Raw genomic sequence first — 14,272 nt, 5'->3', positions numbered from 1 at the left:
ACGGGCTGAAGGGTGTGCTCAATCGTCGGACGGGCTGAAGGGTGTCCTCAATCGTCGGACGGGCTTGGTTTTGCCGGGCGGGCTTGGTTTCGCACCGGACGGGCCGGGCGTGTCCGGTGGGCTCTGGGGATTGGACAGGGCCAGCAAGTGGCGTGCGACCTCCCCGCCGCCCGCCTCTCCCGTCAGCAGCGTGTAGTGGTTGACGTCCCGTACCGGTATCGGCGTCACCCCGGTCCCCCCGAGGTCGACCGCCGCCAGACGGGTCTCGTCGTACAGGCCCTGCTCCTCGTTCATCAGGCCCCGCTGCGCCCACAGCAGCGTCGTCGGGGCCGGTAGCTTCCGTACCGCCGTCAGCACCTCCTCGTCGAAGAGGTTGATGCCGTCGGTGCGTACGGCCTCGATCCGGCAGCTGGAGTGCATGGCGGGTTCGTCCCCGGTCAGGTCGCGCTGGATGTACGCGTCCACCTCGGCCGACCAGGCATCCGCGAACGCGGGGTGCGCCTGCCAGAAGGAGCGGTACGCGGCCCGGTCCGGGAAGGTCATCGACAGCCGGTCCATGGCCGGGCCGATCACGGCGGTCAGCAGCTCGTCCGGGGAGAGGTGCGTGGGGGCGGGGAAGCCGATGCCGCCGTCGACCAGCAGCAGCGGCCCGAACCGGTCCGGGTGGCGTACGGCGGCCAGCGCCGTCACGAACGCGCCCATCGAATGGCCCGCCAGCACCACCCGGCCCAGGCCCAGGGCCTTTGTCAGCGCGGCGACGTCATCGGCGTGCCGGGCGATCCCGTACGGCCCCGGCAGGGCACAACTCCCCGCCCTGCCACGCAGATCCGGGGCGATCAGGGTGACGCGGCCGGCCAGCAGCCTGGCCACCGGGCCCCAGGACAGCGCGTTGGCCGTGATGCCGTGCAGGGCGACGACGACCGGGGCGTCCGGCTCCCGGGCCGGCCACCTCAGTACCGCCAACTCGCCGCAGTCCACGGGGACCTGAATCTCTTCGTACGGAATCACGGCTGTCCGTTCTCCTTCCGGGCGCGCTTCGCGGGTGTTTCGTCGGCGGGGCCGCGGCGCGGCACCAGCCGGGACGGCAGCCGGGCCAGGCCGCCGGGCAGCAGGTGTACCACGGCCACGAACAGCACGCCGAGCAGGAACAGCGGCTGGGACAGCGGCACCCGCAGCACGGCGGGCAGCTCGGCGACCGCGCCCGACCCGGCCAGATCGCCGAGCCGGTGATCAGCCCACGTGTAGAGGATGCCGCCGACCATCGGGCCCCAGCGGGTGCCGGATCCGCCCAGCACCACCATCACCAGCAGGGAGAGGGTGAAGTCGGAGGTGGTCGTCTGCGGGGTCGAGCCGCCGGTGAGCAGCAGGTGGACGAGACCGCCGAGCGCGGCCAGCGCACCCGCCAGGACGAACGCCGTCAGCTTGAAGCCGTACGGCTTCAACCCCAGTACCTCCACCCGGCGTTCGTTCTCCTTGATGCCCTCCCAGACCCGTCCGGTGGGGGAGCGGACCGCCCAGTGGACGACGGCGAGGGTGAGGACCAGATAGGTGAGCGCCACCCAGTAGAGGTTCGCGGTGTGCTCGATGCCCACGAGCCCGGACGGCAGCAGCTCGGCGGGGGCGGCCCGGCCCTCCTCGCCGCCGGTGAGACCGCCCGGGTTGCGGGAGACCAGGATCGAGCCCGCCTGGGCGAAGGCCAGCGTCACCATGGAGAAGCCGATCCCGGTGACCCGCAGGCTCACCGACCCCAGCACCAGCGCGAGCACGATCCCGCAGCAGAGACCGAGCAGCGCGGACACGGCGAAGGGGAGGCCCGCCTCCAGCAGGAACAGATTGGTGGCGTAGCTGCCCGCGGCGAAGTAGAGCGCATGCCCGAAGGAGAGCAGCCCGGTGCGGCCGAGCAGCAGGTCGTAACCGGTCGCCAGTGCCCCGAACAGCAGGCAGGTGGCGAGGAGTTGGAGGCTGCCCGGGCTGCCGAGCGGGCCGTCCAGGAGGCCCGGCAGCGGCAGTGCGCTGTACGGCGCGACCGCGAGGATCAGCAGGGCGGCGGCGGGCCACCAGCGGCGCAGCAGCCGGACGGTGTTCCCGGGGGACGGTGCGAGAGTGGGCCCGTCGCCGGTGCGGTCGTGTGTCTCGGTGACGGTGCTCACGCGAGCCTCCCGGTCAGTCCGCGCGGCCGGACGAGCAGCAGCGCGGCGAGCAGGACGACGACGGCCAGGTCGCCGAGGCCCGCTGCGGTGTAGTAGTTGGCGAACTGCTGGACCAGGCCGATGACGACGGACGCCACGGCGGCGCCGGTCACCGAGCCCATGCCTCCGGTGACGACCACGACGAACGCGAAGATCAGCAGCGAGGTGCCCTGGCGGGGGTCGACCGAGCCGAAGTACAGGCCGCCGAGCGCCCCGCCGAGGGCGGCGGCGCAGCCGCCGATCGCGAAGACGAGCGTGAACGCCCTGCGCACGTCGATGCCGAGCGCGGTGACCATCGCCCGGTCCTCGACCCCGGCCCGTACCACCAGACCGTGCCGGGTGCGGCCGAGGAAGAGCCGCAGGGCCACGAGTACGACGACCGCCGCCGCGACCAGTACCAGCCGGTTGACCGGGACCCGAGCGCCGAGCAGCCCGAAGGTGCCGGACAGGGCCTCGGGCCCCGGGAAGGTCCGGGCGTCCGAGCCCCAGATCCCCGACAGCAGCGCCGGGACGGCGAGCCCGACCCCGACCGTGGCGAGGACCTGCTCGCGGGGCCGGGTGTAGAGCGGGCGGACGACGGCGAGCTCCAGCAGCACGGCGGCCGCGGTGCCCACCGCCGTACCGAACAGCACCGCGAGGACGAAGCCCGCACCGCCCGGGCCGGCGCCGGGCAGATTGCCGGACGCCGCCCACCAGGTGCCGTACGCGCCGATGGAGAGCAGCGCCCCGTGCGCGAAGTTGAGCACGTCCATCAGCCCGAAGATCAGTGAGAGTCCCGAGGCGATCAGGAAGTAGAGCGCTCCCAGACCGAGTCCGGTCATGGTGAGCAGAATGACGGTGGACATCAGGAATCCGCCTCCACGGGGTGCGTAGTGAGCGGGCCGTGGCCCACGCCGAGCAGCCTGCGTGCCGCCTCCGCGTCGCCCAGCAGTTCGGCCGCCGGTCCCTGATGGGCTGTCAGGCCGTCGGCGAGCACCGCGCAGTGCTCGGCCAGGCGGCGTACGACGGCGAGGTTCTGCTCCACGAGCAGCACCGGCACCGCCTCGGCGGCCCGCTCCAGCACCTGGGCGACCTCGGTGACCACCTTGGGCGCCAGGCCCTTGGTGGGTTCGTCGGCGATGATCAGCCGGTTGCCGTTAAGGAGCGTGCGCCCGATGGCCACCATCTGCTGCTGTCCGCCGGACAGCGTCCCAGCCAACTGCCGCTCCCGGAGCCTCAGTTCGGGGAAGAGCTCATGGACGAGCGGGTACGCGGGCGCGCCCGCGCCGCGCCTTTCCGCCAGGCGCAGATTCTCCGCGACGGTCAGTCCGGCGAAGATCCCCCGGTCCTCGGGGGCGTAGCCGATGCCCAGCCGCACCACGGTGTGGGTGGGCATCGATACGGTCTCCTCGCCGTCCAGCCGGACGCTGCCGGTGCGCGGGACGAGGCCGAGGATGCCGCGTACGGTCGTGGTCTTCCCGGCGCCGTTGCGGCCGAGGAGCGCGGTCACCCCGTGCGGGGCGACGTCCAGGTCGACGCCGTGCAGGATGTGCCGGCCGCCGATCAGGACCCGCAGGTCCCGCACGGCGAGCAGAGGTTCCGTCGTCACAACCCCTCCCCGAGGTAGGCCTGTTGCACGGTCGGGTCGGCCGTCACGGCGTCGGGGGTGTCCAGCGCCAGTAGCCGGCCGTGGTGCATCACGGCGAGCCGGTCGGCCAGGCCCAGCAGGACGTCCATGTGGTGCTCGACCATCAGGACGGTGCGTCCCTCGTCCCGGTGCAGGGTGCGGATCAGCTCGGTCAGCGCGGGCACCTCCTCCGCGCTCACCCCGGCCATCGGCTCGTCCAGCAGCATCAGCCGCGGCTCGCCCACCAGCAGTACCGCCAGCTCCAGCTTCCGCTTCTCGCCGTGCGACAGCTCGGACGCCGTCGCCCGGGCCCGGTGGCCGAGACCGGTGCGCTCCAACACGCCGGCCACCTCGGCGGTGTACGGGGAGGCGCGCCGCCACAGCCGGTACGAACCGCCCCCGGCCGCCTGCGCGGCCAGCCGGACATGGTCGGCGACGGTCATCGCCGGCCAGAGGCTGGAGGTCTGGAACGTGCGGCCGATGCCGCGCCGCGCCCGGGCGTGCGCGGGGCGGTCCGTCATGTCCGTACCGTCGAGCGCGATCGTGCCCGACGTGGCCGGGGTCAGCCCGCTGATCAGGTTGAACAGGGAGGTCTTGCCGGCTCCGTTGGGGCCGATGAAGGCGAGGAACTCGCCCTCGTGGACGCTCAGTGTGACGTCCTCGACGATCGTCGCCCCGCCGACGCCCCAGCCGAGTCCCTCCAGTCGAAGCACCGGTGCGGTGGTCCGCGTCCCGTCCGGGCGCTCCGCGGTGGTGTCCGGTATGCCCGGTACGGTCATCGGTCAGCCCGCCGAGGGCTTGGCGGGCGGCGCCACCTCGTCCATCGGCTCGGTGCTCACCAGCTCCGGTACGGCGCTGGGGCCCGTCCCCTTGAGCTTCGCGACGAACATCGGCTGCACCAGCGCGTGGTCCTCGGCACGGACCTGCTGCTTGCCCTTCACCCCGTCGAAGCTCCAGCCCTCCAGGGCCTTCACCATGGCGGCGGAGTCGGTGGCGCCGCCCGCCTCGACGGCGCGCACGACCATCTGCGCCGCGGTGAAGCCGTCGGGGGTGAACAGGTCCGGGGTGCCGCCGGCCTTCGTGACGGAGTCGATCATGGACTTCTCCACGGCGTTGCCGCCGCCCGCGCCCGGGAAGTAGTGCGCCAGGAAGGACACCTTGGAGCCGGCGTTCCCGAAGACCGGGTACGAGGCGGTTCCGGCGAGCCCCGTGACGACCTTGCCCGCCCCCAGCACGCCCTGCTGGTCCAGCGCCGTCCACAGCGCCGGTGCGGTGGAGCCGGCCCAGGCGACGAAGACGAGATCGGGCCCGCCCGCCTTGACCTGCCGGGCGAACGGGGTCAGGTCCGTGGCGCTGGGCGGAGCCAGTACGGAACCCACCTTCGCGCCCTTGGCGCCGAGGACGGCCTTCACCGCGGCGACGTTCGCCTGGCCGAAGGTGGAGTCCTGGGCCAGCACCGTGACCTTCTTGCCCCTGGCCTCGCCGAGCATCGCCCCGGCCGTCAGGATGTCCTGGTAGGACTGCCGGCCCGAGCGGAAGGTGTAGTCGTTGATCCCGGTCACGGCGTCGGTGGCGGCCGGGCCGCTGATGTACAGCACCTTGTTCTGGGCGGCGAGCGGCGCCATCTGGAGGGCCACCCCGGAATCGGTGGTGCCGGCCAGCACCTTGTAGCCCTTGCCGATCAGGTTCTTGGCCGCGGCGACCGCCTTGCCCGGGTCGCCCGCGTCGTCCTGCTCGGTGACCTCGATACGGTGCCCGGCGACCTTGCCGGTGCCCTTCGTCGCGTAGTCCAGGCCCGCCATGAACCCGTCGCGGTACTGCTTCCCGTAGTCCGCGAGCAGTCCCGTACGGGAGTAGACCAGGCCCACCTTCACGCTCTGGTCCTTCGCGCCCTTCCCGGACGCGGAATCGTCCTCGCCCGCCTTTCCGGCGGCGGTGCACCCGGCCAGCAGGAGGCCGGCCGCGGCGAATGTGGCGACGGCGGCGAGGGATCTGCGGTGACGGACGGTTCCTGGGGCTCTGCGACGCATGGTGACCGGCTCCTCGGCGTGTACCTGTGATGTCGCCGAACCGTATGAACACCGAGCCGCCGTCGACATGGTGCAGGGCACCTCACCTGACGCGGTGCGCATGTGGGGGCCGCACATGGGCCGGGGCGCGAGCCGCGCCGGGGGCCGCACATGGACCGGAACCGGGGGGCGCCGGGGGTCGCACATGGACCGGAACCGGGGGGCGCCAGGGGTCGCACATGGACCGGAACCGGGGGGCGCCCCAGAGGGTCGGACGGTACGACCCCGGGCCGCCCACGGCGCCGACGTTCCGGGGCCGTGGGCGGTGATGGCCTGTCAGACGGCGGCGAGCGCCTGCACCGTGGCCAAGACCATGCCGAGAGCGGCGAACGCGATGCCGATGATGCCCATCACCATGCCGGCGGTCGCCATGCCGCGGCCGCCGCCCTCGCCCCGGTCGGCCATGCGCCGGGCCGAGACGCCGAGGCACAGCGCGATGATCGGCGGGATGATCGGGATCAGCAGCAGCCCGACGATGCCGAGCACCAACGAGGCCGTCGCCTTGCCGCTGGGCAGCGGGGCGCCACCGGGGTACCCGTAGCCGGCCGGGGGATGCACGGCGTAACCCGGTCCGCCCGGGGCCTGCATCCCCGTCGCGCCGCCTGTACTGCCTGACTGGTCAGCCATGTCTTCCTCTCCATCGGTGCCAGGTCCTGCCCGGCGGACCGGGGCCGGACAGGCCCTGGTCATGACCATGATAAAGAGAGGTTTGTGGCGCTTTCGAACAGGGCGGTGAGGGATGTGTGATGAAAGATCTCGATCCGTCACCGGGGCCGGGCGGGCCCTACGCGTCCCGCGGTGCCGTCACGTCGATCAGCCGGCACACCGTCTCGATGTCTATCTTCACCTGGGCGATCGACGCCCGCCCCGACAGCCAGGTGATCAGCGCCGAGTGCCAGGTGTGCTCGATGACCCGGACCGCGGACAGCTGCTCCGGCGTCGGATGTTCCAGGCCCATCGCGTCCAGGATGATCGTCGTCGTGATCCGGGAGACGGTGTCCACCTCCGGGCTGACGCTGCGGTCCGCGAAGGTCAGTGCCCGCACCATCGCCTCCGCCAGATGCGGTTCGCGCTGAAGCGCGCGGAACGTCCGCATCAGGGTTTCGGCGACCCGCTGCGCCGCGTCGTCCCCGGCCGGGGGGCGTTTGTGCAGCGTCGTGTGCATGTGCTGGAGCTGGTCCTGCATGGTGGCGACCAGCAGATGGATCTTGGACGGGAAATAGCGGTACAGCGTGCCCAGGGCGACCTCGGCGGCCTCCGCGACCTCACGCATCTGCACCGCCTCGAACCCGCCCCGGCCGGCGAGCTGGGCGCTGGCGTGCAGGATGCGACGGCGACGGGCTTCCTGTCGCTCCGTCAGGGGCGGCGATGCCTGCTTGGCTTCCGCTGTCATGTGTCCCCATCCATGGCTTCTGTCCGCAACCGGAGGGAGGCGCTCGGTCTCCCGGCGGCGCACAGCATGCCAGGGTGCCGGTCGTGGCGCGAATCACCCGGTCCGGCCGTTGCACCGACGCTACCTGCCGGTAGATTCGTAGCTCATTGAACGATCCAGTCTGAAACTTGTTCTAGATTAGCGTGAGCGGTTACGCTCCGGCGAACACGCAGTGAGAAGGGGGCCGAGTGTGACCGCTGAGGCCGTAGAGGCGGGCCCCCGCACGGGCAGCGACGCGTCGGGCAGCCCCGACGACCGTCCGTTGCGCATCGCACTCCTCACCTACAAGGGCAATCCTTTCTGCGGCGGCCAGGGCGTCTACGTACGCCACCTCGGCCGCGAGCTCGCCCGCCTCGGCCACAGCGTCGAGGTGATCGGCGCCCAGCCCTACCCGGTGCTCGACGAGGGCGTCCCGCTCACCGAGCTGCCGAGCCTGGACCTCTACCGCCAGCCCGACCCGTTCCGCACCCCGAAGCGCGGTGAGTACCGGGACTGGATCGACGCCGCCGAGGTCGCCACCATGTGGACCGGCGGCTTCCCGGAACCGCTCACCTTCAGCCTCCGCGCCCGACGCCATCTCGCCGCCCGCCGAGGCGAGTTCGACGTCATCCACGACAACCAGACCCTCGGCTACGGCCTGTTGGCGGATCTCGGTGCCCCGCTCGTCACCACGATCCACCACCCCATCACGGTCGACCGGCAGTTGGACCTGGAGGCCGCCGCGAGCCGATGCCGCCGCGCCTCCGTACGCCGCTGGTACGCCTTCACCCGCATGCAGAAGCGGGTCGCGCGCCGGCTGCCCTCGGTGCTCACCGTCTCCGGCTCCTCCAAGCAGGAGATCGTCGACCATCTCGGGGTGCGCCAGGACCGTATCCATGTCGTGCACATCGGCGCGGACACCGACCTCTGGTCGCCCGACCCGTCGGTCGCCGAGATCCCCGGACGGATCGTCACCACCTCCAGCGCCGACGTCCCGCTCAAGGGCCTCGTCCACCTCGTCGAGGCGCTCGCCAAGCTCCGTACGGAGAACCCGCGGGCACACCTCGTCGTCGTCGGCAAACGGGCCGAGGACGGACCGGTCGCGCAGGCCATCGAGCGGCACGGACTCCAGGACGCCGTCGAGTTCGTCAAGGGCATCAGCGACGCCGAACTCGTCGACCTCGTGCGCGGCGCCCAGATCGCCTGCGTTCCCTCGCTGTACGAAGGCTTCTCGCTGCCGGCCGCCGAGGCGATGGCCACCGGCACGCCGCTCGTCGCCACCACCGGCGGCGCGATCCCCGAGGTCGCGGGCCCGGACGGCGAGACCTGCCTGGCCGTGCCGCCCGCCGACGCCGGGGCCCTGGCCGACGCGCTCGCCCGGCTGCTCGGCGACCCGGAACTGCGCGCCCGGCTCGGCGCGGCGGGCCGCGCCCGGGTGCTGTCCCGGTTCACCTGGAAGCAGGCGGCCATCGGCACCGCCGCCCTCTACCGCGAGGCGATCGCCGCCCGCGTGGCCACCACACGCGCGGGCAGCACGCTCCCCGGCGGCCGTCGTTGACGCCGCCGCCCTTCCTCGTCGTCTCCGCCAACTGACCCCCTCGACCGCGAAAGCAGGCATTCGTGCTGACCGTGGACTTCACCCGCTTCCCGCTCGCCGCAGGTGACCGGGTGCTCGACCTGGGCTGCGGCGCCGGACGCCACGCCTTCGAGTGCTACCGGCGCGGCGCCCAGGTCGTGGCCCTCGACCAGAACGGCGAGGAGATCCGCGAGGTCGCGAAGTGGTTCGCCGCGATGAAGGAGGCCGGAGAGGCCCCGGAGGGCGCCACCGCCACCGCGATGGAGGGCGACGCGCTCAACCTGCCGTTCCCCGACGAGTCCTTCGACGTCGTGATCATCTCCGAGGTGATGGAGCACATCCCCGACGACAAGGGCGTGCTCGCCGAGATGGTCCGGGTCCTCAGGCCCGGCGGCCGGATCGCGATCACCGTGCCGCGCTACGGCCCCGAGAAGGTCTGCTGGGCGCTCTCCGACGCGTACCACGAGGTCGAGGGCGGCCACATCCGCATCTACAAGGCCGACGAACTGCTCGGCAAGATCCGCGGCGCCGGCCTCAAGCCGTACGGCACCCACCACGCCCATGCCCTGCACGCGCCGTACTGGTGGCTCAAGTGCGCGTTCGGGGTGGACAACGACAAGGCGCTGCCGGTCCGCGCGTACCACAAGCTGCTCGTCTGGGACATCATGAAGAAGCCGATGGCCACCCGGGTCGCCGAGCAGCTGCTCAACCCCGTCGTCGGCAAGAGCTTCGTGGCGTACGCGACCAAGCCGCACCTGCCCGCGGCCGCGGCCGAGGACCTCTCCAAGGCCGAGGCGTGACCACTCCCGAGCAGACCGAGCACCTCGTCCTGCCCGGAGTCCTCACCGCCGAGCAGGCCACCGAGACCGTCGCCGCACTCCTCGCCGCCCAGTGCGACGACGGCGCGCTGCCCTGGTTCCGCGGCCACCACCTCGACCCGTGGGACCACACCGAGGCCGCCATGGCCCTCGACGCGGCGGGCGAGCACGCCGCCGCGGAACGCGCGTACGACTGGCTGGCCCGGCACCAGAACGAGGACGGCTCCTGGTACGCCGCCTACCACGACGGCGACCCGGAACGGCCGACCGACCGCGGGCTGGAGACCAACTTCTGCGCGTACGTGGCCGTCGGCATCTGGCACCACTACCTCGCCACCGGCGACGACGCGTTCGTCGACCGGATGTGGCCGACCGTCTTCGCCGCCGTCGAATTCGTGCTGCGGCTCCAGCAGCCCGGCGGGCAGATCGGCTGGAAGCGCGAAGCCGACGGAACCCCAGTCGACGACGCGCTGCTGACCGGCTGCTCCTCCATCCACCAGGCGCTGCGCTGCGCACTCGCCCTCGCCGAACGACGCGAAGAGCCGCAGCCCGACTGGGAGTTGGCGACGGGTGCACTGGCCCACGCGATCCGCAGCCACCCGGAACGCTTCCTCGACAAGAGCCGCTACTCGATGGACTGGTACTACCCCGTCCTCGGCGGCGCGCTCACCGGAGCGGCAGCCAAGGAGCGGATCGAGGAGGGCTGGGACCGCTTCGTGGTCCCCGGCCTCGGGGTGCGCTGCGTACTGCCCAACCCCTGGGTGACCGGCGGCGAAAGCTGCGAACTCGCCCTGGCACTCTGGGTGATGGGCGAGTCCGACCGGGCGCTGGAGATCCTCCAGTCCGTCCAGCACCTGCGCGCCGAAGGCGGCATGTACTGGACGGGGTACGTCTTCGAGGGCAACCGGGCGTTCTGGCCGGAGGAGCTCACCACCTGGACCGCCGGTTCGCTGCTGCTCGCCGTGGCCGCGCTCGGCGGCGACGAGGCGACCACCGCCGTCTTCAGTGGCGAACACCTGCCGCACGGACTGGCACCGGACTGCTGCGGCTAGGACCTCTCGTCTACCCGGACGGCGGCCCCGAGTGGCATGCCACTCGGGGCCGGGCGAGCCTTACGGAGAGTGCCGGAATTCGTCGCTCACCGTAGAGGTCGTCGTGATGTGTCCGGCCAGGGAGGCCCGCCGTGCCCAGTACCGCCGTGCCCAGTACCGCCGTGACCGGTTCCGTACCGCTCCGCCGTCTGCTCGTCCCGCTCCTGCTGTGCTGCGCCGTGCTGGTGGGCGCCACCGCGTGCGGCGGCGGGGGCAAGAACAGCGCGAGCAGCTCCGCGAGCAGCTCCGCGTCCCCGAGCGCCACGTCCTCGGCCGAGGCGCAGAAGTACGCCAAGACCCGGTTCGTCGCCAACGCGGGGCTCGCGGCCGGTGCGACGTACCAGTGGATCGTGAAGCCGTACCGCGCGGGCACGTTCAAGAAGGGCGCGGACGGGCGGAAGCTCGCCCTCGTCAAGGCCGGACTCGCGGGCGGCTTCGCGTACAACCGGCTGAAGGCCGCAGCGGCCAACGCCAAGGGCGACCCGCTGCTGTCGAAGGCGGTCGCGCCGCTCACGGCGGGCATCGAATCGCTCAAGGGGCTCGGCAGCAAACTCCGCAAGGGCGAGGCGGGCGCAGGCGACATCGGCGCGTTCGAGAGCGTGATCAACAACATCAAGGACGCGGGCAAAAGCGCGGGCGCCGAGGTCAAGGACAAGGTGCCCACCACCGCGCAACTCGGCGGATAACCGATGCGGTTGTGGCCCTTGATCGAACCAGGGTGCGGCTGCCGTGCGGGCGCCGGTCTCCCGTCCGCTGTGCGGGCGCGGCGGTGCTGAGCCAAGCTGGAACGGACAGGCCGTTGTGTCCGGCGGCCCCGGTGGAGGTGCCGATGGAGCCAGCCCGCGCCCTGAAACGGATCGCCTTCCTGCTGGAACGCGGCGGGGCCGACACCTACCGCGTCCAGGCGTTCCGTACGGCCGCCGCCGTCGTCGTGGCGATGGCGGACGGCGAGGCCGCAGAGCGGGTCGCGGACGGCTCGCTGGAGTCGGTCAAGGGCATCGGGCCGAAGACCGCGCAGGTGATCCGCGAGGCGGTGGCCCAAGAAGTGCCCGGCTACCTGCACCGGCTGGAGGAGGAGGCCGCCGCCGTCCCGCTTCCCGAGGGCGGCGAGCGCCTCCGCGCCCTGCTGCGAGGCGACTGCCATCTCCACTCCGACTGGTCGGACGGCGGCAGCCCGATCGAGGAGATGGGCCGCACCGCGGCGGAACTGGGCCATGAATGGGCGGTCCTCACCGACCACTCGCCCCGGCTGACCGTGGCGAACGGCCTCTCCCCGGAGCGGCTGCGCCACCAGCTGGACGTGATCGCCGAGCTCAACGCGGGCTGGGCGCCGTTCCGGCTGCTCACCGGCATCGAGTGCGACATCCTCCCCGACGGCTCCCTCGACCAGGAGGAGGAGCTGCTGGAGCGGCTGGACGTCGTGGTGGTCTCCGCACACTCCGAGCTGCGGATGGACCCCGCGCCGATGACCAGGCGCCTGCTCGCGGCCGTCCGCCATCCGCGGGCGAACATCCTCGGACACTGCACCGGGCGGCTGATCACCGGCCGGGGCCGCCCGGAATCACGCTTCGACGCGGACGAGGTCTTCGCCGCGTGCGCGGCGGCGGGCACGGCGGTCGAGATCAACAGCCGGCCCGAACGGCTCGACCCGCCCCGCCGGCTCCTGCGCCGCGCCGTCGACGCGGGCACCCTGTTCGCCATCGACACCGACGCCCACGCGCCCGGACAGCTCGACTGGCAGATCCACGGCTGCGCCCGCGCCGAGGGGTGCCACGTACCGGCAAAGCGCGTCGTCACCACCTGGCCGGCCGACGAACTGCTGGCCTGGGCGCGCGGGGGCACGACACCGGAGCGGGCCCGCTCCGGGGTGGACGGGGCGGTCGGCGCAGCCCCCGGGACAGGAGCGGTGAAGTCATGACGGCCACAAGCGTGCGAGGCATCGACCACATCGGGGTCACCGTCCCGGATCTGGAGACCGCGACCCTCTTCCTCGTCCGGGCGTTCGGCGCCGAGGTGTTGTACGACGCCCTGCGCCGCCACGACGGGCCGCTCGGCGGACCGGACGTCGAGCGCCGGCTCGGCGTCCCCGCGGGCACCCGGCAGCTGGCGATCCGGATGCTGGCCCTCCCCGGTGACGGCCCGGGCATCGAGCTGTTCGAGTTCGAGGGCCCCCGGCGTGAACCCCCGGCGCTGCCCTGCGACTTCGGCTGGCAGCATCTCGCGCTCTACGCCGACGACCTGGACGCGGCCGTACGGAACTGCGTCGACGCGGGTGCCTCACTGCTCGCCGAGGCGCAGCCGCTGCCGGGCCCCGAGGCGGGAGAGCGCAACCGGTTCGCGTATCTGCGCACCCCGTGGGGCAGCACCCTGGAACTCCTCACCTACCCCGACCCCCAGCCCTGGGAGCGCACCGCCACCCGACGACGCGTACGCCCCACCCCGGTCGCCGCCACCCGGACCTGGCCGACGGACCCGGCCAGACCGGGCGCTAGCTGAGCTCCGCGAGCACCCGCAAGGTGTGCGGGTCCGGCGCCGTCACCAGCAGGTCGGTCACCGGTCCCTTGCGCCACAACTCCAGCCGTTCCGCGATGCGTCGAAGCGGACCGACGAGCGAGATCTCATCGGCGAACGCGTCCGGCACGGCCAGCACCGCCTCCTCCTTGCGCCCTTCGAGGAAGAGCCGCTGGATCCGCCGCGCCGCCTCCTCGAAACCCATCCGCGCCATCAGGTCGGCGTGGAAGTTCCGGGCCGCGTGCCCCATGCCCCCGATGTAGAAGCCGAGCATCGCCTTCACCGGCAGCAGTCCCTCGGCCACATCGTCACAAACCCGCGCCCGCACCATCGGCGCGATCATGAACCCGTCGGGCAGGTCCGTGAGCGACGCCTCGTACACCTCGGTGCGCAGCGGCGACCAGTACAACGGCAGCCAGCCGTCGGCGATCCGCGTCGTCTGCGCGATGTTCTTCGGCCCCTCCGCCCCGAGCAGCACGGGCAGCCGGGCCCGCAGCGGATGGGTGATCGGCTTCAGCGGCTTGCCCAGGCCGGTGCCGTCCGGACCGTTGTACGGATGCGAGTGGAAGCGCCCGTCCAGCTCCACGGGTGCCTCGCGGGCGAGCACTTGGCGGATGACGTCGACGTACTCGCGGGTCGCGGTCAGCGGGCTCCGCGGGAACGGCCGCCCGTACCAGCCCTCCACCACCTGCGGCCCGGACAACCCCAGGCCGAGCATCATCCGGCCGCCGGAGAGATGGTCGAGGGTGAGGGCGTGCATGGCGGTCGCGGTCGGGGTGCGCGCCGCCATCTGAGCGATGCCGGTACCCAGCCGGATACGGGAGGTGTGCGCGGCGATCCAGGTCAGCGGGGTGAACGCGTCGGAGCCCCAGGCCTCCGCCGTCCACACCGACGCGTACCCCAGCGCCTCCGCCTCCCGGACGAGCTCCAGATGGGCGGGGTCCGGGCCGCGGCCCCAGTAGCCGAGCGCGAGTCCGAGCCGCATTCCGCTGCCTCCCAGC

15 protein-coding genes are annotated in these 14,272 nt (G+C 72.4%); 6 read left to right on the top strand and 9 right to left on the bottom strand.

The genetic code is table 11. The features are described 5' to 3' along the window. Positions 1 to 18 precede the first annotated feature (18 nt). The 8 genes from OH735_RS10555 to OH735_RS10520 all read right to left on the bottom strand — a co-directional run bounded on the left by OH735_RS10555 (position 19) and on the right by OH735_RS10520 (position 7,257). On the bottom strand, positions 19 to 1,008 hold the full coding sequence (locus tag OH735_RS10555) for an alpha/beta hydrolase (RefSeq protein WP_406381118.1): 990 nt from the start codon (positions 1,006 to 1,008) through the stop codon (positions 19 to 21). Then, entirely contained in the window at positions 1,005 to 2,150 is a 1,146-nt protein-coding gene (locus OH735_RS10550; protein WP_406381117.1) for a branched-chain amino acid ABC transporter permease, read from the bottom strand. The genes OH735_RS10555 and OH735_RS10550 overlap by 4 nt, the downstream gene beginning before the upstream one ends. Beyond that, the gene (locus OH735_RS10545; RefSeq protein WP_406381116.1) at positions 2,147 to 3,034 is read right to left on the bottom strand and encodes a branched-chain amino acid ABC transporter permease; all 888 of its coding nucleotides are present in this window, start codon (positions 3,032 to 3,034) and stop codon (positions 2,147 to 2,149) included. The genes OH735_RS10550 and OH735_RS10545 overlap by 4 nt, the downstream gene beginning before the upstream one ends. Further along, positions 3,034 to 3,777 carry an ABC transporter ATP-binding protein gene (locus OH735_RS10540; RefSeq protein WP_406381115.1) on the bottom strand — a complete coding sequence of 248 codons (744 nt, stop codon included), beginning with the start codon at positions 3,775 to 3,777 and terminating at the stop codon, positions 3,034 to 3,036. Before OH735_RS10540 ends, OH735_RS10545 begins: the two co-directional genes overlap by 1 nt. Beyond that, positions 3,774 to 4,574: an ABC transporter ATP-binding protein gene (locus OH735_RS10535; RefSeq protein ID WP_406381114.1), complete on the bottom strand. Its 801-nt coding sequence runs from the start codon at positions 4,572 to 4,574 to the stop codon at positions 3,774 to 3,776. Before OH735_RS10535 ends, OH735_RS10540 begins: the two co-directional genes overlap by 4 nt. 3 nt (positions 4,575 to 4,577) lie before the next feature. Then, complete coding sequence (locus tag OH735_RS10530) at positions 4,578 to 5,825, bottom strand: substrate-binding domain-containing protein (protein WP_406381113.1); 1,248 nt, start codon at positions 5,823 to 5,825, stop codon at positions 4,578 to 4,580. Between the two features lie 315 nt (positions 5,826 to 6,140). After that, positions 6,141 to 6,491: a DUF4190 domain-containing protein gene (locus OH735_RS10525; RefSeq protein ID WP_406381112.1), complete on the bottom strand. Its 351-nt coding sequence runs from the start codon at positions 6,489 to 6,491 to the stop codon at positions 6,141 to 6,143. Positions 6,492 to 6,648: 157 nt separating this feature from the next. Beyond that, entirely contained in the window at positions 6,649 to 7,257 is a 609-nt protein-coding gene (locus OH735_RS10520) for a TetR family transcriptional regulator (RefSeq protein WP_406381111.1), read from the bottom strand. A gap of 229 nt (positions 7,258 to 7,486) precedes the next feature. On the opposite strand from OH735_RS10520, the gene OH735_RS10515 reads away from it, so the two are divergent. From OH735_RS10515 to OH735_RS10490, 6 genes are all read left to right on the top strand, one after another. Then, on the top strand, positions 7,487 to 8,833 hold the full coding sequence (locus tag OH735_RS10515; protein ID WP_406381110.1) for a glycosyltransferase family 4 protein: 1,347 nt from the start codon (positions 7,487 to 7,489) through the stop codon (positions 8,831 to 8,833). Positions 8,834 to 8,895: 62 nt separating this feature from the next. After that, positions 8,896 to 9,651, top strand: a complete 756-nt coding sequence (locus OH735_RS10510) for a class I SAM-dependent methyltransferase (RefSeq protein ID WP_406381109.1) — start codon at positions 8,896 to 8,898, stop codon at positions 9,649 to 9,651. Next, positions 9,648 to 10,721, top strand: a complete 1,074-nt coding sequence (locus OH735_RS10505; protein WP_406381108.1) for a prenyltransferase — start codon at positions 9,648 to 9,650, stop codon at positions 10,719 to 10,721. Before OH735_RS10510 ends, OH735_RS10505 begins: the two co-directional genes overlap by 4 nt. 161 nt (positions 10,722 to 10,882) lie before the next feature. Next, positions 10,883 to 11,446 (top strand): hypothetical protein, encoded by a 564-nt coding sequence (locus OH735_RS10500; protein WP_406386514.1) that lies wholly within the window; start codon positions 10,883 to 10,885, stop codon positions 11,444 to 11,446. Positions 11,447 to 11,589: 143 nt separating this feature from the next. After that, positions 11,590 to 12,678, top strand: a complete 1,089-nt coding sequence (locus OH735_RS10495; RefSeq protein ID WP_406381107.1) for a PHP domain-containing protein — start codon at positions 11,590 to 11,592, stop codon at positions 12,676 to 12,678. After that, a complete protein-coding gene (locus OH735_RS10490; RefSeq protein WP_406381106.1) occupies positions 12,675 to 13,256 on the top strand; it encodes a VOC family protein in 582 nt (193 codons plus the stop codon). Before OH735_RS10495 ends, OH735_RS10490 begins: the two co-directional genes overlap by 4 nt. Here the strand turns inward: OH735_RS10490 and OH735_RS10485 are convergent. Then, complete coding sequence (locus tag OH735_RS10485) at positions 13,249 to 14,256, bottom strand: LLM class F420-dependent oxidoreductase (RefSeq protein ID WP_406386512.1); 1,008 nt, start codon at positions 14,254 to 14,256, stop codon at positions 13,249 to 13,251. The genes OH735_RS10490 and OH735_RS10485 overlap by 8 nt on opposite strands. Positions 14,257 to 14,272: the final 16 nt, after the last annotated feature.

It is taken from the genome of Streptomyces sp. NBC_01618, assembly GCF_045209435.1.
In the GTDB taxonomy this organism is placed as follows: Bacteria; Actinomycetota; Actinomycetes; order Streptomycetales; family Streptomycetaceae; genus Streptomyces.
Note: the sequence above shows the minus strand (reverse complement) of the source record. Positions and strands in the feature narration are given on the sequence as shown.